General features: G+C 42.8%; 17 protein-coding genes and 2 tRNA genes. 7 read left to right on the top strand and 12 right to left on the bottom strand.

Annotated elements, in window-relative coordinates:
• Positions 1-5 precede the first annotated feature (5 nt).
• The 6 genes from BM736_RS10535 to punR form a co-directional block, all read right to left on the bottom strand.
• Positions 6-341 (bottom strand): TusE/DsrC/DsvC family sulfur relay protein, encoded by a 336-nt coding sequence (locus tag BM736_RS10535; protein ID WP_076411641.1) that lies wholly within the window; start codon positions 339-341, stop codon positions 6-8.
• Positions 338-619, bottom strand: coding sequence for a sulfurtransferase complex subunit TusB (gene tusB / locus BM736_RS10530; protein ID WP_076411639.1), 282 nt, complete (start codon positions 617-619; stop codon positions 338-340). Before tusB ends, BM736_RS10535 begins: the two co-directional genes overlap by 4 nt.
• On the bottom strand, positions 619-975 hold the full coding sequence (gene tusC, locus BM736_RS10525; RefSeq protein ID WP_076411637.1) for a sulfurtransferase complex subunit TusC: 357 nt from the start codon (positions 973-975) through the stop codon (positions 619-621). Before tusC ends, tusB begins: the two co-directional genes overlap by 1 nt.
• Positions 975-1364: a sulfurtransferase complex subunit TusD gene (gene tusD / locus BM736_RS10520; protein ID WP_076411635.1), complete on the bottom strand. Its 390-nt coding sequence runs from the start codon at positions 1362-1364 to the stop codon at positions 975-977. Before tusD ends, tusC begins: the two co-directional genes overlap by 1 nt.
• 134 nt (positions 1365-1498) lie before the next feature.
• Entirely contained in the window at positions 1499-2158 is a 660-nt protein-coding gene (locus tag BM736_RS10515) for a Bax inhibitor-1/YccA family protein (protein ID WP_076411633.1), read from the bottom strand.
• Between the two features lie 203 nt (positions 2159-2361).
• Positions 2362-3264 carry a DNA-binding transcriptional activator PunR gene (punR, locus tag BM736_RS10510; RefSeq protein ID WP_076411631.1) on the bottom strand — a complete coding sequence of 301 codons (903 nt, stop codon included), beginning with the start codon at positions 3262-3264 and terminating at the stop codon, positions 2362-2364.
• Between the two features lie 132 nt (positions 3265-3396).
• Here punR and punC point away from each other — a divergent pair, with 132 nt between their 5' ends.
• The 4 genes from punC (at position 3397) to BM736_RS10490 (ending at position 6901) form a co-directional block, all read left to right on the top strand.
• The gene (gene punC, locus BM736_RS10505; protein ID WP_076411629.1) at positions 3397-4668 is read left to right on the top strand and encodes a purine nucleoside transporter PunC; all 1272 of its coding nucleotides are present in this window, start codon (positions 3397-3399) and stop codon (positions 4666-4668) included.
• Positions 4669-4778: 110 nt separating this feature from the next.
• Positions 4779-4869, top strand: a tRNA-Ser gene (locus BM736_RS10500).
• A 410-nt stretch (positions 4870-5279) separates the two neighbouring features.
• Positions 5280-5370 (top strand) — tRNA-Ser (locus BM736_RS10495).
• A 676-nt stretch (positions 5371-6046) separates the two neighbouring features.
• Entirely contained in the window at positions 6047-6901 is an 855-nt protein-coding gene (locus BM736_RS10490; RefSeq protein WP_076411627.1) for an META domain-containing protein, read from the top strand.
• Positions 6902-6980: 79 nt separating this feature from the next.
• Here BM736_RS10490 and BM736_RS10485 read toward each other — a convergent pair whose 3' ends face one another.
• Both BM736_RS10485 and BM736_RS10480 read right to left on the bottom strand, forming a co-directional pair.
• The gene (locus BM736_RS10485) at positions 6981-10202 is read right to left on the bottom strand and encodes an efflux RND transporter permease subunit (RefSeq protein ID WP_076411625.1); all 3222 of its coding nucleotides are present in this window, start codon (positions 10200-10202) and stop codon (positions 6981-6983) included.
• 3 nt (positions 10203-10205) lie between these two features.
• Positions 10206-11396, bottom strand: coding sequence for an efflux RND transporter periplasmic adaptor subunit (locus BM736_RS10480; protein ID WP_076411623.1), 1191 nt, complete (start codon positions 11394-11396; stop codon positions 10206-10208).
• Positions 11397-11828: 432 nt separating this feature from the next.
• On the opposite strand from BM736_RS10480, the gene BM736_RS10475 reads away from it, so the two are divergent.
• The gene (locus BM736_RS10475; RefSeq protein ID WP_076411619.1) at positions 11829-12203 is read left to right on the top strand and encodes a hypothetical protein; all 375 of its coding nucleotides are present in this window, start codon (positions 11829-11831) and stop codon (positions 12201-12203) included.
• A gap of 20 nt (positions 12204-12223) precedes the next feature.
• On the opposite strand, the gene BM736_RS10470 is transcribed toward BM736_RS10475, so the two are convergent.
• Both BM736_RS10470 and BM736_RS10465 read right to left on the bottom strand, forming a co-directional pair.
• Positions 12224-13477 (bottom strand): Y-family DNA polymerase, encoded by a 1254-nt coding sequence (locus BM736_RS10470; RefSeq protein WP_076411617.1) that lies wholly within the window; start codon positions 13475-13477, stop codon positions 12224-12226.
• Between the two features lie 49 nt (positions 13478-13526).
• Entirely contained in the window at positions 13527-13943 is a 417-nt protein-coding gene (locus tag BM736_RS10465) for a LexA family transcriptional regulator (RefSeq protein ID WP_076411816.1), read from the bottom strand.
• Positions 13944-14240: 297 nt separating this feature from the next.
• Between BM736_RS10465 and BM736_RS10460 the strand changes: the two genes are divergently transcribed.
• Positions 14241-15044, top strand: coding sequence for an ABC transporter substrate-binding protein (locus tag BM736_RS10460; protein WP_083700050.1), 804 nt, complete (start codon positions 14241-14243; stop codon positions 15042-15044).
• 242 nt (positions 15045-15286) lie between these two features.
• Entirely contained in the window at positions 15287-16207 is a 921-nt protein-coding gene (locus tag BM736_RS10455; protein ID WP_076411615.1) for a manganese-dependent inorganic pyrophosphatase, read from the top strand.
• A gap of 90 nt (positions 16208-16297) precedes the next feature.
• Here BM736_RS10455 and BM736_RS10450 read toward each other — a convergent pair whose 3' ends face one another.
• Positions 16298-18754, bottom strand: a complete 2457-nt coding sequence (locus BM736_RS10450; RefSeq protein WP_076411612.1) for a Lon protease family protein — start codon at positions 18752-18754, stop codon at positions 16298-16300.
• A 373-nt stretch (positions 18755-19127) separates the two neighbouring features.
• The gene (locus BM736_RS10445) at positions 19128-22265 is read right to left on the bottom strand and encodes an efflux RND transporter permease subunit (protein WP_076411610.1); all 3138 of its coding nucleotides are present in this window, start codon (positions 22263-22265) and stop codon (positions 19128-19130) included.
• Positions 22266-22270: the final 5 nt, after the last annotated feature.

Below are 22270 nucleotides of genomic sequence, written 5' to 3'. Positions count from 1 at the left end.
TTTTTTTATATACATTTGGCAGGTTTGGGAAGGCCGGCAATCTTAGTCGCCTGTTTGGCAGGCCCGGTTGGAAAGAGTTTATAAAGGTACTTTGAGTTCCCCTTGTCTTCACCGAGTTTCTTGCCAATCGCTTTAACTAATATACGTATAGCTGGGCTGGTTTTAAACTCTATATAAAAATCGCGAACAAAGTGAACGACTTCCCAGTGAGCTTCAGTGAGAGTAATGTTTTCATTCAAAGCGATCAGTTCTGCGATTGCTTCATTCCAATCATCGACATGTTTTAGGTAGCCCTGACTGTCAGTTTCAATCTGTTTATCTTGGTATACGATATGATTCACCAGGTGATCACCTTTTCATGAGTTAAGGATTGTTCTACAAATTCGCTATGATTGATTAAGGGATACTCATTCAATAATTGGCGTAAGCCTCGTGCAACGGCATCACTTTCGAGCAATATAATTTTCCTACCAAGCAGCGCTGTCTTCCATTTTTGCTCTAAGAGTGCGTTAACACAGCTTCCTGAAAGTAAGATAGTGTCAAGCTTATCGGCGTAACGTAATGCACATTCAAGTGCGCTATCTTGATTTGGAGAGCTTTGTATATGATGTAATATCATTAGAATACTAGGACCTCATCGCTAAGTTTAAGATGCTCAGTGATTGATTGTGGTACTACCTTGCTAACTTCTATCGTCAACGCTTCATCCATTAAGCCGAACCGAGTCAGTGAGGTGGAGCATGCCAATACGGTTTCAATGTCATAGAGGGCTAACGCCCCAAAGGTTGCAATATAATCTTTTGCACCTGCAGTTTCTGGGGACTGAGATGAAACGAGGTGAAGCACTCCCTCGTCAACAAAGATTAAACTGACTTCTTGCTCAAAGCTGGCGCTTAAAAGGGCGAGATCTAATGCTTCTCTCCCATGTGGAGAGCTGTGAGGCGGTCGGCGAAAAATGATGGTTAATTTCTTCATTAAAAACTCACTAATCGGTCAGAATTTTCTATGCCGGTGACTAATTCGCCCAGGCCTCCCATAGTAAAGGGGGCTTGCAAATTCCAATGTGAAAGCTCTGCTTCCTGTGCTTCAGTTTCAGAAAGTACGCCGCGCCTTAATGCTGCTGAGGCACAGTTTACCAGCTCAATATTATTTTCTACGGCAAGGCTAACCCAAGCTGCGGTTAAATCAAACTCATCGGATGCAGGGCTGTTTAATGCATTAGAGTTATACACGCCATCTTGGTAGAAAAAGACCTTGTTTATTACGTGGCCCATCTTGAGTGCTGATTGGGTAAATTTATAGGCGTTATAGCTGGCAGAACTTGAGTAAGATGCGCCATTAACCTGAATGATGAATTTGCTCATGGAATAACTTTAATTAGCAGTTTTTAAAAATAGTGTATTAGAACAGGCAAAAAAATAGCCCCTCGAGAGGGGCCATTATAGCGCATTAATACAAATGTAGACGTGTTATTTTTTAACACATCTCTTGTATTTATTTAGTCGTCATTACCAATGCCCATAAGATGAAGCAGAGCAATAAAGAGGTTAATAAAGTCAAGGTATAAGGCGATAGTTGCACGTATGTAGTTGGTTTCACCACCATTGACGATACGACTTGTGTCATACAAGATAAAGCCTGTCATGAGTAGTGCTATACCCGCATTCAGTGCCATAAACACAACACCGCTACCAATGAAAATATTAGCTATACCAGCCACAATCGCAATGATTAGGCCGGCTAACAAAAAACCTCTCATAAATGAGAAATCTTTCTTAGTGGTAATCGCGTATCCCGAGAGGGTGATAAATACGACTGACGTTAATCCGAGTGCTTGCATGATTAACTGTGGACCATTAGCCATACCTGCATAATGATTAAGTATGTAACCAAGTGATGCGCCCTGCATGCCAGTAAAGGCAAATACCCAGAATAGGCCCGCTGCAGTTTCTGCTTTGCGCAGTGTCACGAAGAGGAGTACTAAGCTACCAATCGAAAGACCTAAAGACATCATAGGACTGATGGCTAGTGCCATTGCCAAACCTGCACATACAGCAGAAAAAGCTAATGTCATTGAAAGTAGCATGTAAGTGTTTTTAAGAAGCTTATTCACTTCCAGTGTGGAAGCTCCTGTAGAATACAGCGTCTGTTGCGTCATAAATCTCTCCAGTGACTCAATTTAATCAAATATACTTAGTGCTTGTAATTAGATAGAGATGGTAACAAAGAGTTCCATGCTCTTAGATAAATCCCTTGATCACATGCAAGTTACTAAATCATACCTTAGGTTGATAGGTGGTTAAAGTAACAATATAAATATTGCGACTTTTGCCTTAAATTTAGCTTAAATTAGCGAAGTTTCTAATTAAACCAATCTTGATGTAACTTTTCACTATCTCCCAAGTAATCAAGCACCCAAGACATAGCCGGGGACATATTCGCGCCATTCCAGGCTAAACAACATGGGCTAGGGCCTTTAACGGTTTCTAACTCTTTACGTATAAGGACACCTGCCTGAATAAATGGCTCAGCGAAATGCAGTGGCATATAGCCAATACCAAGCCCCTCTCTAAAGCAATTTATAGCTCGGATCCAGTCTGGTACGACAAGCCGCCTTTGATTATCTAGCAGCCATGTCATGCGTTTAGGAATTTCACGTGAAGTATCTTCAAGACAAATAGAGGGATATTGACGTAACTCTTCGTCGCAAAGCGGTCTATCAAGTTCGGCCAGTGGGTGTTTCTTGCTTACAACAAATGCCCACTCTATTTCACCCATATCCCTAAATTGGTATTCTCCACCTACAGGTATAGCAGTGGTTGCCCCTATTGCAATATCACTTCTCCCATTGGCTATCGACTCCCAAACGCCATTAAAGACTTCTATTCGGATAATTAGCTCAATGTTATTGAAGTTGCGGTAAAAATCAGCAATCAGAACGCTTATTTTGTCGGCTCTGACGATATTATCAAAAGCTATTGACAATGTTGGCTGCCAGCCATTTGCCACTCGCTTAGTATCATCTTTCATCGATGCCATATTTGTCAGCAAGGAACGGGTTTGTTCAACAAAATGTTCACCTGCAGGGGTCAAACTCACACTGCGATGGTGTCGTTCAAATAATGCGACGCCTAATTCGTCTTCAACCTGTTTGACTGCATAACTGACTGCAGAGGGGACTTTGTGTAATTTATTAGCAGCAGCGGTGAAGCTCCCGACCCGTGCGACCATATCGATCAATTGCAGAGATTGTTCAGAAAGCATGCTTGCATATCCTTGCTGTGATTTTTTTTGAAGGCTGACATCAAAATTAAACGCTTCACATTCATTAAGCAAGTGTTTAGGCTGCGCATCCCGTAAAATATTCTTAATCAGTATCAGTAGTAAATTATTATCATGAATTCAGTAAACAATACCAAGTACTTCTTTTTCCTCTCCTACCTAGCTTTACTCAGTATGTTAGGTTTCATTGCAACAGATATGTATCTTCCAGCATTTAAAGCGATTGAAGATACAATGCAGGCAACACCTTCTCAAGTCGCAGGTTCATTAACCAGTTTTCTCGCTGGTTTAGCGATTGGCCAGTTAATGTATGGACCTCTTGTTCAACGAATTGGCAAAAGAAATTCACTGCTTGTTGGACTTTCTATTTTTGCTGCGGCAAGTTTTTCAATCGCATCAAGTGAAACTGTAGCCGCTTTTAATATCTCTCGATTCTTTCAAGCCTTAGGTGCATGTAGTGCAGGGGTGATATGGCAAGCGATCGTTATTGAGAAATATGATGCAGTAAAAGCACAGAGTGTGTTTTCTAACATTATGCCTCTCGTTGCATTATCGCCTGCTTTAGCTCCTTTACTGGGTGCCTTTGTGCTGCAATCTAATGGCTGGCAGACCATATTTATCATATTAACTGTACTGGCTGCAGTATTGATGGTTCTCACAGTACTTTTTGTGCCGAAAGAAAAGGTGTGTAAAACAACAGCTCAAAGTAAAAGCGCTATCTCTTACTGGGGGTTACTCAATAATCCAAAGTATTTAGGGAATGTGATCATTTTCGGTGCTTGTTCTGGTGCATTCTTTGCCTACCTAACGGTATGGCCAATTGTCATGGAGCAGCACGGTTATGCCGCTAAAGAGATTGGCCTAAGTTTTATCCCACAAACCATTATGTTTATTGTGGGTGGTTATGCGAGTAAGACATTGATCCGTAAATTCGGTGTTGAAACGGCATTGTCTGTACTATTAGTGTTATTTGCAGTTTGTGTTGCTGCGATAGTTGCAAGTACCTTAGTTTTTAGTTTTACCAGTCTGCTACCACTTTTGATTGCTTTCTCTATCCTAGCGGCAGCGAACGGCGCTATCTACCCGATTGTGGTTAATAGTGCACTACAAGAGTTTACTGATAATGCGACTAAGGCAGCAGGCTTACAGAACTTCTTGCAGATAAGTATCGCTTTTGGTGCGTCTAGTTTAGTGGCTATGTGGGCAAACCTAGGCGAGGTTGCTATTGGCTCTGGGATACTTCTCTGTGCAGTCGGTGTTTTTGCTGGTTTCAGGTTACGTAAAAATAGCAGTTGGAATGAAGTAAAAAATGGATTTATTACTCCAGATCCTGCACGTATTGCGCTAAAAGCGGATGAACTGTCTCAGGCTGATCAGCAAAAGTAAGATATTTTAATCAGTTAGCGTTATTTTCAAGCAGTTAAGAGTAAAGCGCCATACAAACTTGCTTTGGGGCTTTACATCTTTTCCCAGTCGCTATATTATTCGCGGCGTTCGGAGAGATGGCAGAGTGGTCGAATGCACCGGTCTTGAAAACCGGCATGGGTTTGTAGCCCATCTAGGGTTCAAATCCCTATCTCTCCGCCACATTCAAGACAAAAGGCTCATCAGAAATGATGAGCCTTTTTTCGTTTTTAAAAGGCTAGGATTTAAACCCTAGGGTTCCTAATGTTTAAAGTCATCTATCCCTCAGCCGGATTCAGACGAAGCCCCTAGCAGAAATGCTAGGGGCTTTTTCGTTTAGGAAACATAGTTTAATAGGGAGAAGAACCCAAAGGCTCCTAAAGTTCAAAGTCAGCTATCCCTTAGCCGTATTTAGATGAATCCCTTAGCAGAAATGCTAGGGGCTTTTTGTTCTATTTTTATCCCTTTAATTTATGCTATTGGTGAGAACCTAAACTTTTTAGTCAGTTTTTGAGCAACTAAACGGTATGTCGTTAAAAAACCTATTTGGGGCTTTACATCTTTTATCTGTCGCTATATTATTCGCGGCGTTCGGAGAGATGGCAGAGTGGTCGAATGCACCGGTCTTGAAAACCGGCATGGGTTTGTAGCCCATCTAGGGTTCAAATCCCTATCTCTCCGCCACATTCAGATGAAGCCCCTAGCAGAAATGCTAGGGGCTTTTTCGTTTAGGAAAAATAGTTTGATAGGAAGATGAACCCAAAGGTTCCTATTATTTAAAGTCAGCTATCCCTCCGCCACATTCAGATGAAGCCCGTTATCGAAAGATACCGGGCTTTTTCGTATCTGAAAGGAAATATTGTAATAGGAATTTGAACCCTAGTGTTCCTATTGTTTAAAGTCAGATGAAGCCTCTAGCAGAAATGCTAGGGGCTTTTTCGTATCTGAAAAGAAATATTGTAATAGGAATATGACCCCTAGGGTTCCTAATGTTTAAAGTCAGCTATCCCTCAGCATTCTTTGCAGCAGAAAGTCAGATGAAGCCCGTTATCGAAAAATACTTGGGATTTCCGGATGTATGAACCCTTTAGCTTCCTTGAGTGATGTAAGCATGATTAAACCGACTAGATAGCAAGTTACATGCGGCAATTATATGAACCTTTAAATTTTACCAGTATGTAGTAGGTTTATCATATCTGTTGCTGCTTATGTAACTACAGGTTTTTAAAGGGAGTTCAATTGTAAAATTCTGTCTACTGCAGCTGTATTCTCTTGTATTTAGCGTATAGCTAGTTCATTGTGCCATTTTGTCAGGATGACAAACACGCATCCTGATGTAGTATATAAAAGGAATTATTTTATGCAGTTTCAAATCAATAAGCTTGCTTTAGCCTCTTCAATACTTATTTCAGCCTTTGCCTTACAAGCTTGCAATCATGAGTCTACCTCTTCAAATCTAGATACATCAGCAAGTCCCGAACTCGCCGCTACTGAGATTGCCGCAATGAAGTCACTTGATGTTAATGTTATCTATTTAGATCGCAGAATGTTGCCTGCTAATGCGGTACTTGAAGTCACACTCGAAGATATCTCTAGGGCTGATGCAGCTGCTGATGTTATCTCGGCTTACTCTTTAACTGATATCGGTACGCCCCCTTATGCGGTAAGTATCGAGTACGATGCTAGTAAGATACTTGATAGACACAGATATAGCTTACGCGCGACGATTAAAGTTGCAGACAGCTTAGTGTTTACATCTACCACCAATATTGACCCATTTGTAGAGGGGGTGAATCAGCCTATTGAGATAAAACTGGATCGTGTATCCCGTTCAAAGAGTACTCAATCAGAAAACACTGCTAATGCTGAGTTTACCAATACTTATTGGAAACTGATGAGTTTAGCTGACAAACCAGCCAAGTTAGGTGCTGGTGACAAAGAGGTTTTTATTCAGTTCGTTGCAGACAAAAATCTTATCAAGGGTTTTTCTGGTTGTAATAATTTCAGTGGCTCTTTTGAGGCTAACCAAGGTAAATTAACCATGGGTCCCGTAGCTGGCACACGTAAAATGTGTATGGAAGGCATGGAACAGGAGCTAGCATTTCTTAAGTCTATCGGTGAGTTTGCGAGTTACAGTATTAATGGTGAATCACTTACTGTGAAGAGTAATAAAGGTGAGTTGCTTGCTACTTTTGAATCACGTTATATGAACTAGTGATGTACGACTGATATAAAAATGCCGCTCTATAAACAGAGCGGCATTTGTATCTTAATCCACAAAAACAGGCTGACAGTTACTTAATCAGCTCTGGCTCCATATTATGGGGACGCTCATTGCTCACGCGAGACTTACTACCAACCAGCTTCTTGATATCTTCAATAGCGAGATATAAACAAGGGATAAGCATTAAGGTTACTACGGTTGCGAATAGGACACCGAAGGCGAGGGAGGTTGCCATTGGGATCACCATTTTAGCCTGCATGCTGGTTTCAGTCATGATTGGCATCAAACCGATAAAAGTGGTGAGAGATGTCAACATGATCGCTCTAAAACGTCTGCAGCCAGCTTCTAGCACCGCTCGTTTCATTTCAATACCAGCTTCTCTTGATTTGTTAATGTAATCAACCATCACCAAGGAATCATTTACTACGACACCAGCTGCTGCAATGATGCCGAACAGTGATAGCGCACTTAAATCAATGCCCATGATCATATGACCTACTACTGAGCCAATGACACCAAATGGGATCACTGACATGATCATAATTGGCTGTGAGTACGATTTAAGTGGGATAGCCAACAGGCTGTATATGATCAGCAAGGATATAATAAAATCCCTCATCTGTGTTTTAGCGCTATCCATCTGCTCTTGTATATTACCCGATACTTCACTTTTAACACGAGGATACTTTTTCAGTAACTCGGGCATAAAGTTATCACGGATCTCCTCTGCAAGCTTAAAAGGTTCAGCTTGATCTGCATCAACCGATGCCCAAACATTAATGGTACGGTTGCCGTTTTCGCGGCGTATACCATTAACACCTTGGGTCACATGAATGATGGCAACTTCTGATAGGGGAACTTCTACCCCTTGCGGAGTCACAATCATCACCTCTGAAACCTGAGCGATTGAGTTACGCTGCTCCTCTGGGTAGCGCAGCATCACTTTAATCTCCTCACCATTTCTTAAGATACGTTGTGCTTCAAGACCATAGAAGCTATTGCCAACTTGAGAAGCGATATTGGCTAAGGTTAACCCGAGGCCATAAGCTTGGGGTTTAAGTTCAAACTGCACCTCTTTTGCGCTTGATTGGCGACTGTCGTTAACATCTCCAACCCCTTTAAGCGTATTCAGTTTAGCTTTTAGCTCCTTTGAAGCTGCAACGAGCTGCTCTTCATGCTTACTCTCAAGGCGGAAGCTTATGTCTCCATCATCCCGACCTCCTCCAAAGAGGTTATCTTGCACTTCAAACGACTTCATTCCCGGAATGAGCGGCATGGCCTGTCGCCAAAGTTCAGCCAAAGCAAAGGTATCTAATGGCCTGATCTCTGGATCGACCAGTTTTGTCATCACTTCAGCCGAGGTGCGTCCCCTTAAGTCGACCTGCATATCTGAGATCATGCCTTGCCCATATTTTTCTTCTAGCTCTTTATCGACATCATAAAGGGCTTTTTCTATGGCGAGTGCAGCTGAAAGGGTCGCTTTTTCTGAAGCATCAACGTTCATCTCAAAGTTAATACGTGGGAAGTCATGTGGGATCTTAGGCTGACCGATGAAGCGGATCATGCCTCCAGCATAAAGACCTGCACAAACTAAGATAAAGCTGATAAACAACATAATGATGGCATAACGGTATTCGACAGCTTTCGTTAGGCTAGGGCGATAAATGTTCTTTATGAAGGACTGTAGTCCAGTGTCGACTTTATCTTGAATAAAGTTAACGCCGTTTCTAAGCCAGTCTAAAGGGTTACGAGAACCAGGTTTTACGATTGTCTTCTGTTTCATTCTCGCTAAGTGAGCAGGTAAAATAAGCTTAGATTCAACCAGAGAGAAAATGAGACATAAGATCACAACATAACCAATGGCTTGACCGAATGCCGAAGAGGGGCCGTCATCTAAGGTTATCGGTAGGAAAGCTGCTATGGTTGTTAGCACACCAAAGGTTGCAGGCATAGCAACACGCTTTACGCCACGGATCACGTTATCAAGGTTTTGCCCGTTTCGCTCACACTCATCATGGGCGCTTTCCCCCATAACAATGGCGTCATCGACGACAATACCGAGTACTAATATGAAGGCAAAAAGGCTGATCACATTTACAGTGACATCAATCATTGCCATAGGCATAAAGAGTAGGGTGCCGAGGAAACACACTGGTAACCCCATCATGACCCAGAAAGCAAGGCGGACACGTAGAAACAGCGCTAGCATCATAAAGACCAGTACAGCACCTGTTTTCATACTATCTAACATAAGGTCTAACCGTCCCTCTAGATAGTAGGTCATGTCGACCCAAGTCTCTAACTTTAGGCCTTCGGGGAGTTCTAACTGCTTTTCTGCCACGTACTCTTTAACGACGTCAGCGACATCAGTCATACTCTGATCGTTAGCGGCACCAATAAAGAAGGTGACTGAATTTTTACCATTGAATTTAGAGTATTGTATTCCCTCCTCAAAACCATCGACCACAGTGGCGATATCACCGAGTAGTACGTTAGTTCCATCTTCTAAGGTTATGAGTGGGAGGTTTTCAAATTCATAGCCTACATAGGCTTGGTTTTGTACTCGTAGATTGATGTAACCGTTTTCAGCACGGATCTGGCCGGCTGACATATTTCTTGAAAAACCGCGTACAGCATCAGCAACATCATTAAAGCTTAAACCAAACTCTCTTAATCTATCTCTGCTGACTTCAATAGCGATTTCATAACCAAGACCACCGTAAAACTCAGTGATATTAACCCGCGGGAGCTGCATGAGCTCATCATGGATCTTCTCTCCTAGCTCTTTAAGCTGCCTTGGAGTCATATCACCATAGAGGCTCATATACATCACTTCTTGACGTAATTTTATGCGCTCTATTTTTGGGCGTTCCATACCATCAGGGAAACTTGAGATTGAATCTATTTCTGACTTTATCTCATCGAGAACGATTTGAGGATCATAGGAATCTTCAATTCTAAAGTAGCCAGTTGCTGAGTTTCTATTTGAATAGGTGATGACACGTTTAAGGCCTTGAACACTTTCTAAGGCCTCTTCAACTTTAATCGTGATCCCCTCTTCAACTTCCTGAGGGGCTGCGCCAGGGTAGAAAGCGTTAAACTCAACCCAGTTGATCTCAACTTGTGGGAAGAACTGTTTGCGAATCGTATCCGCCGTTAATAGTCCACCTAAGATAATAATGATCATTAACAGGTTTGCTGCGACACTATTGCGAGCAAACCAGGCTATTATCCCTGTTTGCGTATCCTCATGTTTAGCTAAAGGGCGCTCGTTATCATTGGTTACTGTCATGGATTATTCCTTCTCTTCCATAGCAAGCTGAGTCTCGGTCTCATTGACTTCATCTTGCTGCAGTAACTTATCCTCTGGTAACGCAAGTTGCATGCCTTCTACTGGGTAATCTAACGCCGAGGTGATCACTTTCATCCCTTGTGCTAGACCTTCAGATATCACCACCTCTGCGCCAAACTGACGAATAACATTGACATTTTTATAGCTAAGCTTGTTATCTTCATCAAGTACGGCAATTTTCCCGTTGACGACCAAGTGTCTTGGCATTACAGCGACTTCACCTGCTTGTGTACCAGCAATATTCGCGGTGACATATGTGCCATATCTCAGCGCATTTTTATCTGAGTTCAATCCATAGGGGTCGATAACTTCTGCAACTAGGTAGGTCATGCGACTACGACTATCAATTACACCTTCACTGCGGACAATTTTTCCAGACCACTCCTGCTTGGCACCGCTAAAGTCAGCAACAAGCGTCACGTCTGAATTTCTACCCTTATCGATAAGGTATTGGATCTCTTTATCTGCCAAAGGCAAACGGATCTCAGCCTTGTGAGTGCTCAACACCTTACCTAATGGTGTTCCCATACTCACATAGGAACCTAAACCTATATTTCGGCTTTCAATAAGAGCGTCATAGGGGGCCTTGATTGTTGTGCGCTCTACATTACGTAGTGCTCGTTTAAGACCTGCTTCTGAGGAGTTGAGTCTAGCAATCTCTTGTGCAAGCTGAGGTTTACGCAAACTTAATTCGGTTGGCACGCCGTCTTTAATTCGTTTCCACTCCTCCTCGGCAACCTTACCGTAAGCTTTCTCTTGTACTAAGGTTGCTCTGGCCGATGCTAAGCTTGCTTCGGCATCAATAAGATCGGCGTCGTAATCACTCGAATCAATTCTAGCGAGCACTTCCCCTTTCTTGACGAAACCGCCACGCACGAATGTATCGGATAGGAAAACTATCTCACCATTTACCTGTGATACTAACTCAGTTTCATATTTTGCATTAACAACACCATAAGAGCTCACCGCAAAAGTCATCGGATTGAGTTCAACCTGCTTAAACGCGACGAGCGGGGTATTGTCTACAGCTTCTTTCTCTTCAGGTGGTTTCTTCATTGCTGAAATCCCTAAGAAGCTCCCAATTCCTACTGAAAGAACGACAATAGGCAAAATAATCTGTTTTTTTGTAGCCACGAACACTTCCTCTTGTTGAAGCCTGAATTTCTGTTTTTATCATTATCGGCGAAAGATTTTTTTACTCCCACATGTTAAATGATCTGCATCAATGTTACATGGCCATTATGTAAATATGTATGTATGTTCGATATGCTCACTTGAGAAAAATTAAAATATTTCTTATCTATTGATATCAATGATAATTATTGATTTTTTCTCGGTAGATTTTTGAGCTTATAAAGGTTGCAATTTTTAATGTTTTTTACATTTAGTGAATTTGCCAACATAATATTGATCAATATCACTAAATTAGAAAAACTGCGTGTTAAGGTGTATTGAGTAATGAGATCATTTATTAGGTTTTTCTCATAAAAGTCATAGACTAACCTAAAGTGATTACTTTTTAGTTAAAGCGCTTTGTAGTAATTGTGTAGTAATAAGGAGAATCTTATGGGTGACTTAGCATATCGTGCAGGAGTAAAGGAAGAAAACCTGGTCGTTCGCTATCTCAAGTTAGAGGGAGTAACACAAGATAATAAGGCGACTATTATTGCTCGCATTGATCATGTCATAGGAATTGAAAGTGTCTCTTATGATGAAGCATCAGCAACGTTAAAAATGGCCTATGATGCTACACACTGCGATTTAGAATTATTTCAACAACTTATACAGGAGCAGGGGGCTGATCTTTCACACGGAATGTGGACGCGTGTCAAAGAGGGCTATTATAAGTTTGTTGATCAAAACGTGAAAGATAATGCCGAACATGACCCCCATGTTAATAATGCTTTGCCAAAGGCCTTGCCTGGGAGCCGTAAGCGGTAGCAACTATTGAGGCAAGCTACCTAGCAAGACACTTGGGGAATATCTTGCCAGCAGGTGGTGTATTGAGGGGTCAAGTATTGTCTTCTCATGCTCCACTTTGGTGTGATCCCCTGTGCCGCCATAAACACTGAATCTGCGCCATATCGATGGTTTAGGCTATCATACACCTCCATCAACGCTGAGTTTCTTTGCGGTGCGAATAGATCTTGCTGGTGATGTACTTCATTGACTAGATCGATAAGTCCCACGCCAACCTTATAATAGCGTACACCTGACCTGAATTGGCGCTGAGCTATACCTGTCACTATTTTTGTTATCTCTGCGGTATTGTTTGTCGGATAGGCAAAACGATGGGTGATCTTGAACCCTGTAGGTTGCTCGTCGAAAGGGGAGTTTGATGCAAAGATAAGTAATACAGAGCACAGAGAGCCTTGCTCCCTTGCTTTGCTTGTTGCTATGCCGACATGTTTACTCAAAGCCTGCTGCAGTGATACTGAGTCTGTGATCCGCTCACCCATACTGCGGGTTGAAAAAATCTGCTGCTTATCGGCTCGAGTTTGATCCCAGCCTTTACAAATTTCCCCATTAAGTTCGCGTACTGTGCGCTCGACCTCAATGCTAAATTGTTTCCTCGCAAGTCCTGGTGCCATCTGGGATAGTGCATAAGCCGTTTTTATTCCCATCAGATCAAGTCTTTTTGATAGGCGCCGACCTATACCCCATACATCATTAGGCAGCATTTGTGACAGAATTGCTTTGCGTTGGGCTGAATTATCAATCAAGCAGACCCCTCTATAGTCAGGGAGCTTCTTCGCTGCATGGTTGGCAATTTTAGCTAAGGTTAATGTCTCGCCGATGCCTACAGAAACGGCGAGACGTGTCTCTTTCCATACCGTTTTTCGTAGTGCTTCCCCGTGTTTTATCAGGCAGGGAATAGCGGGATAACAATGTTTAAATGACAAGAAGGATTCATCGATACTGTAGATATGCTGTTCGGGAGCAAACCTGCCAATCACCTCCATCATGTTGGCTGATAACGAGCCATAAAGTTCATAATTACTGCTAAGTGCAATGACGCCTAAATGCTCACATTGGGACTTTACTTTAAAGTAAGGTTCAAATTTAGGTATTCCCAAAGCGCATGCTTGACGATTTGCCGCCACAATACACCCATCGTTATTAGATAACACCACAATAGGGCGTCCGCGCCATTCAGGACGAAATACCTGTTCAGCGCTGCAATAAAAGGAGTTAGCATCGACTAAGGCAAACATATTGCCCCTTTTATGTCGCTTCTGTTAAATATTTTCACCTCAAGAAGGCTCATCCTATTTGCGGCTTTGATAGTAATGGGCTTGGTCGATGGCAACGTATAGAGCGTACTACAACGCCTTCTACACTAAATTGGTCATACTCATGTATCGTGACGGGGTGATGTTCATCATTGGCCGAGAGCAATAATCGCCTGTTAGTATCAATAATTTTGCAGACAAAGCTGCCATTGTAATTCGCTACGATAACGTCTTGATTTTGAATTGAAACATGTCTATCTACGATAAGGATATCACCATCAAAAATCCCTACGTTTTGCATAGAGCCGCCACTAGCCTGACCGATGAAGGTGGCGCTCGGGTGCTCAACGAGTAGCTCATCTAAGCTAAGGGGGAGCTGCTTATAGTCTGCAGCTGGTGACTCAAAGCCAGTAATACCAGCACTTGCAGATATCGGGATCACTTTCATCATGTTACTTCACTCTACACTAATGACTGTATGTTTATACAGTTATTAGTGTAGCAGTAATCTTATTGCTGGCAATCTTTTTTGCTGCATCGATTCACATCTTTGACATATAACAAGTTATTCATGAAGTGAAAGAGCAAAACTTGTCGATTTAAACTACATTTAGCTGCATAGGTAATGCGTGCCTGGATACGTTTCCCTTCATTTATTTTTCTAAATCTGTTTGAGTGACTCGGCACCACAAGATAGGGCTTAAAGGAGTAATAGCGATATGCATCAAGTTCAGGGAGAGATAATGTGAAGCTCAGGCTGTTACTGATAGGGCTGTATTTAGCATGTTTCTCGATAGCTACATTTGCTGAAGATATCGAAGTGACTCTCTACGCTGATTCTAATTATCCGCCTTATTCCTACACCGAGAGGGGAGAGCTGAAAGGCATTTACTCTCAAATTATTAAACTCGCTACATCTAGGATGAAGGGCTATAAGGTTAATCTTGTCGCTGTGCCCTGGAAAAGGGGCTTGCGCTTAATAGAAAATGGAGAGGGGTTTGCTATTTACCCCCCCTATTTTCATGTTGAAAAAAGACCCTATATCTGGCCTTACTCTATGCCCATCTTGGATGAAAGGGTGATTGTCATGTGCCGAGAAGAGTTATTTTTCAGGGCGCTAAGGCTCAATTGGCCTGAAGATTATTATGGGTTAATTATCGGGATTAATTCAGGTTTCCATTTAGGTGGCGAAGCTTTCTGGCAGGCAGTAAAGGATGAGAAGATCACAGTCAGTGAAGCAAAAGGAAACCGAGAAAACCTATTACAACTAGGGCTCAAGCGAATAGATTGCTATCTAAATGATAGGATCTCTATCCTGTGGGAGCTGAAACAGCTTAAGTTAGCTGGAGAGTACGATGAGGGAGGCAAGCACGCCATTTTGATGGAGGGAGCCACAGTGAGTATAGAGCAAGGTTTTGTTGGTTATACAGCTATGGATGATGGCAAGTATCCCTTTAAAGAAAATTTCAAAAAGCAACTCGATATGATTATTTACGATATGCGACGGACTGGAGAGATGCAAAAAATTGTTAATGACTTCCTCCGTTAATCCCTTTCTGCGCTAATGACTTCCTCCGTTAATCCCTTTCTGCGCTAATGACTTCTTCACTCACGATTTTCCATGAGTACTGCGCGAGATATTCTAAGCTGACTTGCACACTCTTTGTTCTGTGTCCCTCTAAGGAATCATAACCATTGAATATAATCCTCTCTTACTGGGCTTATTCGCAGTAAATCTTTTTCAAACGGAATGAGTTTGGTAGAATAGAGCTAATTAAAGGAGAGTTATCAATGTCAGTGTATGTAGTGGGCCATAAGATCCCAGATTCAGATTCAATTTGTGGTGCAATCGCACTTGCACACCTTAAAAACCAGATCGGTGAGCCATCAATTCCAGCTCGTTTAGGTGAGTTGTCGCCTGAAACAGCTTTTATTCTAGATAAATTTGGTTTCGAAGCCCCAGAATTTAAAACAAGCTATGCCGGTGAAGAGGTATATATTGTTGATCACTCTGAACTTACTCAAGCGCCAGATGATATTGCCGAAGCGACAATTGTCGGTATTGTTGATCATCATAAACTTGGTGACTTAACAACCTCTACTCCACTAGAGTGTTGGATCCGTCCAGTAGGCTGTAGTAACACGATTATTAAGATGATGTACGACTTTCATAATGTTGAAATCTCAAAAGAGATCGCAGGAATTATGATGTGCGCTATCTTGAGTGATACGGTTATTTTTAAATCGCCAACCTGTACCACTGCCGATATCAAGTGTGTTGAAGCGCTAGCTGAAATAGCTGGAATTGAAGACTTTAAAGAGCTAGGTATGGAGATGTTCAGAGTGAAATCTGCCGTCGACGGTACGCCTGTACGTGAATTGGTCATGCGTGACTTTAAAGATTTCAACATGAACGGCCATTTGGTCGGTATTGGTCAACTAGAAGTGATTGACCTTGCGGTTTTTGATGATATCAAAGCTGAGCTTGAAGCCGATATTGCAGCACTTAAAGCTGAAGGCGAACGTCACAGTATGTTGTTGCTGTTGACTGACATCATGAAAGAGGGATCAGAGTTGTTGATCGTCAGTGATGATGCAAGCTTAACAGAGCGTGCATACGGAAAAGCGACAGAAAATGGCCGTGTATGGTTAGATGGTGTACTAAGCCGTAAAAAACAAGTTGTACCAAATCTGCAAGAAGCGCTAGCTTAATATTACTACCGCTGACTACCATCAAGGTAGCGGTTTAAAAGAAAGGCCGAAACATGACTGTTTCGGCCTTTTTTATGCCTTGTTACCTGATTAGGATGACTGCGGCTGACTTGCTTGCCTTAATAGATTTAAGCGAGACTGAGCAATACCGAGCACTGAGTGGGCAGGGTGGTCCACAGCACTTAACTTTGTGGTGTTATCGCCATTAATGCCGGCTTTCTCCCTGGTTTTATTATTGAGTAAAATACCTGACTCAACCCCAGTAAGCAGCTCAATGGCTTGGCTAACATGAGTGATAGACCAGATATTAAATTGCCCTTTTTTAACAGCATCAACAATATCGTGTCTAAGCATCAGGTTTTGCACATTAGACTGAGGAATAATCACGCCTTGGTGCTTTGTACGCCCCTTGATCTGACACACATCAAAGAAGCCTTCAATCTTCTCATTGACCCCTCCAATAGGCTGAGCTTCGCCAAACTGGTTCATGGAGCCTGTGATAGCAATATCTTGCCTAATGGGTTTGTCAGAAAAGGCTGAGACAATGGCACATAGCTCAGCCATTGAAGCACTGTCACCATCGACCCCACCATAAGATTGCTCGAAGGTAATATGCGTTGTTAGAGGGATTTTGGCTGTTTTACCTAAAATAGAGGAAAGATAGGCGGAAAGTATCATGACGCCTTTAGAGTGTAAGCTACCGCCTAAATCTACTTTTCTTTCAATATCAAAGACCTTGCCTTCACCAAAAGCCGTTGTTGCCGTAATACGGTTTGGCGCACCGAACTGATGATCTGAGGTAGATATGACAGATAAAGCATTAACTTGGCCGACAACCTGACTGTCAGTGCTGATTAAGGTCGTACCATTCACATAACTCTGCATCACATTATCTTTTAAACGGCAGATCCTCACTTCATGGTTTTGTAATGCTTGCTCAACGTGACTTGCTCTGATCATGTTGGCATTTAAAGAACGCGCCACGTAGTTGGATTCACGTAGTAAGTTTGCAATATCCGCTGAGTGCAGTGACAGCTTATTCTGATCGTCCGCTTGGCGAGAGCTAAACTCAATGATGCGCTTGATGGCATTGCGATCACAATGCAGCATCTTATTACCGTGCACGATACTGGAGATAAATTTGGCATAGAGCGCCTCAGATTTATCGTTGCGTGGCATGACATCTTCAAAGTCAGCCGTTACTCTAAATAGCTCACTAAATTCAGGATCATAATGCTGCAGTAGCTGGTAAGTTTGGTAATCCCCGAAAAGAATTATCTTCACATCCAGAGGAATGGCTTCAGGGTCGAGTGAAATTGTCCCTGATAGCGTAACCTCTCGCTCTAAAGAGCTTAGGCTGAGCTTACGAGAGCGTAGGGCACGTTTGAGCCCATCCCATACGTATGGCTGCTCAAGCACCTTAGCCGCATCAATCATCAAGACACCGCCGTTGGCTTTGTGTAGACTGCCAGAACGGATCAATGAGAAGTCAGAAAAAATGGTGCCTTTAAAGGTCGCATTTTCGATATAGCCGAAAATAGAGTGATAGTTTGGCGCTTCTTCAACAACGATAGGCATCTTATCATCGGCTTGACTCACTAAGACATTCACTTGATAACGGCGAGGCATTTTTTTATCTAAAGAAGCGTAAGATAAGGCGAGTTGTTCCTCATTATTTTCAAGGAACAGATCTAAGTTATCTAGAATATCTTTGTGCATAGCATTGAGGTAGGTTTTCACAGCTGTAAAGCTTGCGTAGCTTTCTTTAACCTTACTCATGAGGTGATCAAGTACCTCTAGGGCGACCTGTTCATCTTGTTTCTGCTGCTTATCTGAGTACTCCTCCTCCCAAACCGTAAACTGCCTAACGATGCCTCTTAATTTAGATTCAAGCTCGACAATCCCATCTTCGAGTTCATCTTGCTGCTTTTTAGTTAACTCTCTGAAAGATTCATCGGTGTGGGGCTCTTCACCGTTCATTGCCACAAGCTCATAACTGCCTTGTGCCGTTATGGTTAGGCTCACACTACGCTCTTGTGCTTCTTTAGTTAGGCCTGCAAGTGCTGCTTCTTGTCTATTTGATAGCTGGCTTTTGAGTTTTTCAGCACTGGAGTAATACATCTCATTGTCGAATGCTAATGGCAAAGCCTTAGTGAGCTTAACAATGAACTTTTCGATATCTTTCTTAAACTTACCACCTTTTCCAGCGGGCATTTTGAGTACTTTAGGTACGCGGGCATCATCGAAATTAATGACATAACACCAGTCATGGAGACTGTTATTGCGACCATTAGGCTCATGACGATTAAGATAACGCATGACCATAGTGCGCTTACCTAAACCATTACGTCCTATGGCGTATATGTTGTAACCCTTATCTGGCATAGACATAGCAAACTCGACAGCTTGCTGGGCACGTTCTTGTCCGACTATTTCATCGAGGGGTGTTAAGTGTTTAGTTGACTTGCAATCGACATCCAGGTCTGAAAGTTGTGAATATCGGTATAGCTGGTCACTGCTTAGAGGGGGGAAAGAAGATGTTGGCATAGGCACCTCATATATGACTCTTGATAAATTCAGTGTAGGCATGAAGATTTGAAATTTCAGTAGTTAATTTCGATAGTTATAAAATTCTCACTAATATTACGTTCAAGTGCTTAATTTATGAACTGGATGGCGATTAGTCAGGCAAAAACTCAGCGCGAACGAGTGAATTTACTCAGTCAAATTGATGATAGAGGTAAGTATAGATAAGCTTATGCATGAGGATTACACAATCATTCATATTGAACAGTTAGCCAGAAGAGTGACTATTGGCCGTCTATTTATGTGGTTTTACTCAATAAAAAGCGAGGTCATCACACTGAGTGACGCCTCGCTTTTTGGCTATACCATTAACGCCTTTATAGCGCTCATAAGGTTAAGATGTCGTTTGTTTATTGCTTAGTCGATAGACCAGTAAATAAAGTACTGGCAAGATCACTAGCGTCAGCAGAGTCGATGACACTATTCCACCAATGACCACAGTCGCAAGCGGCCGTTGGACTTCGGCGCCAGTGCCAACATTTAGCGCCATAGGAATAAAGCCTAAACTTGCCACCAATGCTGTCATCAGTACTGGGCGAAGTCGCTGACTTGCCCCCTGTTTTATCGCATCGATAAGTACAAGACCTTGCTGTTTTAGCTCTTTGATAAAGCTCAACATCACCACACCATTTAATACAGCAATACCAGATAATGCGATAAAGCCAACGGCTGCAGAGATAGACAGCGGCATATCTCTCAGTACAAGCGCAAGTACACCACCGGTTAACGCCAGTGGTACGCCACTGAAGATAATGAGTGAGTCTCTAATTGAGCCGAATGCGCTATATAGCAGACCGAAAATAAGCAGAAGAGTGAGTGGCACTAATACCATTAAACGATTAGATGCCGATTCAAGTTGCTCAAAAGTACCGCCATATTCGCTCCAATAACCGCTTGGCAGCTTGAGCTCACTATCCATTAGCAATTTAGTATCTTTGATAAAGGAGCCAAGATCTCTGCCTTCTACATTCGCCGTTACCACAACGTGACGCTTACCGCTTAAACGGTTTATCTGGTTTGGACCGACTTTAAACATGATGTCGGCCACTTCTCCAAGTGGTACGTAACTCAGATCTGGATTGAGATCAGAAGGTAAAGCTATTGGGAGATTCTCAAGGGCGCGTAAGTCTTGACTGATATTGTCGGCCATACGAACAACGAGCTTAAAGCGGCGATCGCCTTCATAGATCAGCCCAACATTAACCCCAGACACAGCAGCTTGTAGGGCTTGCTGTACATCTATGATAGTCAGGCCCAGTAAAGCTAAATGATCGCGATTAGGCTCAATGGATAATGTCGGTAGACCGGACATCTGCTCTACACGTACATCTTTTGCACCAACAATCTTATTGAAAAGAGATACTGCTCGGTCGCCGGCATCCTTAAGTGTATCAAGATCGTCACCATAAACACGTAGCGCAACATCGGCACGTACGCCTGCGATCAGTTCATTGAAACGCATCTCAATAGGTTGAGTAAACTCATAGTTATTACCAGGAACTTGCTCCACATGCTCTCTAAGTTCATCCATGAACTGCGCTTTGCTCTTAGAGGGATCGGCCCATTGGTCACGAGGCTTGATGATAAGAATCGTATCGGCAACACTTGGCGGCATTGGATCGGTTGCCACCTCGGGTGTACCAATTTTAGAAAATACTCGCTCTACTTCATCAAGCTCACTGATGACGAGCTCAAGTTTTTTCTGCATTTGAGTAGATTGCTCAAGCCCAGTACCAGTGATACGCATAGCATGCATTGCAATATCACCTTCATCGAGCTTAGGTAAAAACTCAGATCCTAAACGGCTCATCTGAAAAGCCGTGACTAGCATTATTCCAATTGCCGTAAATAGGATAACAGCAGGTCTTTTTAGAGAGAAAAATAGCACAGGCTCATAGAGGCTACGGGCTTTAGCCATCAGTATGTTCTCTTTCTCGCTAACTTTACCTTTAACAAACAATGCGATGGCAGCAGGCACAAAGGTAACTGACAAAATCAGCGCACCAATAAGCGCAGCAACAACCGTAAAGGCCATTGGGTGGAACATCTTGCCTTCAACGCCACTGAGGGCAAAAATTGGCAGGTACACCAACATGATGATTAGCACACCAAATACGGCTGGACGGAATACCTCGCGGGTTGCCTCAAAGACCACTTTGAGACGCTCCTCTAATGTGAGTAAACGGCCATATTGATGTTGGGCTAAACCAAGTCTGCGAAGGGCGTTTTCCACTATGATAACCGCACCATCAACGATGATACCGAAATCAATTGCGCCTAAGCTCATTAAGTTACCTGAGACTCGGTTGGCAGTCATACCTGTGATGGCAAATAGCATACTGAGAGGGATGACAAGCGCTGCGATTAAGGCGGCACGGAAATTACCCAATAAGGCAAAAAGCACCACAATTACCAGTACAGCGCCTTCAAACAGGTTTTTTTGTACTGTTGCAATGGCTTTATCGACAAGTCCTGTTCTGTCATAAACTGCTTCTGCAATTATGCCAGCAGGTAAACTGTTATTAACCTGTTCTAGCCTGTCACCAACCTCTTTTGCGACAACACGGCTGTTTTCACCTAGTAGCATAAAGGCGGTACCCAGAACAGTTTCTTGCCCGTTCTGAGTGGCCGCGCCAGTTCTAAGTTGTTTACCATAAAACACATCAGCCACATCACCAATACGAACTGGTGCATCATCACGCTTAGTGATCACGACTTGGCGGATCTCCTCAAGATCCTTAAGCTGACCCGGTGAGCGGACTAACCATTGCTCGCCATTTCTTTCTATATAGCCTGCACCTGCATTACGGTTGTTACGTTCAAGGGCTGTTATGAGGTCATCAACAGTGATCTTAAACGCCAGCAGTTTTGCTGGGTCTGGGGCCACTTGGTATTCACGCTCGTAACCACCAAGACTGTTAATCTCAGTGACTCCAGGCACTTTGACTAATTGAGGTCGAATGATCCAATCCTGAATGGTACGCAGATCTTCGGCAGTATAGGCCGTGCCATCTTCTTTCAGTGCGCCATCGAGGGCACGGATAGAATAGGTGAATACTTCGCCAAGACCACTACTGACAGGTCCAAGAGCTGGCTCTGCTTCAGCTGGTAGCTCACTTCGAATACCTTGCAGGCGTTCAGCTATCTGCTGCCGTGCCCAGTAGATATCAGTTCCTTCGTCAAAAATAACAGTAACTTGAGATAAACCGTAGCGTGAAATTGAACGAGTATGATCAAGCTTTGGGATCCCAGCCATGGCATTTTCAATCACATAGGTCAGACGTTGCTCAGACTCTAGTGGTGAATAACCAGCAATAGCCGTATTGACCTGTACCTGGACATTGGTAATATCCGGCACAGCATCAATGGGTAACTTAAAGGTGTTGTATACCCCGAGCAGTGCAATGAGCAATGTCATTGCAAGCACGAGTAAGCGCCTTTGCAGTGCAAAAGAGATGATTGCATTCATAATTATCG

It is taken from the genome of Shewanella sp. UCD-KL12, from assembly GCF_001957125.1.
GTDB lineage: Bacteria > Pseudomonadota > Gammaproteobacteria > Enterobacterales > Shewanellaceae > Shewanella.
Note: the sequence above shows the minus strand (reverse complement) of the source record. Positions and strands in the feature narration are given on the sequence as shown.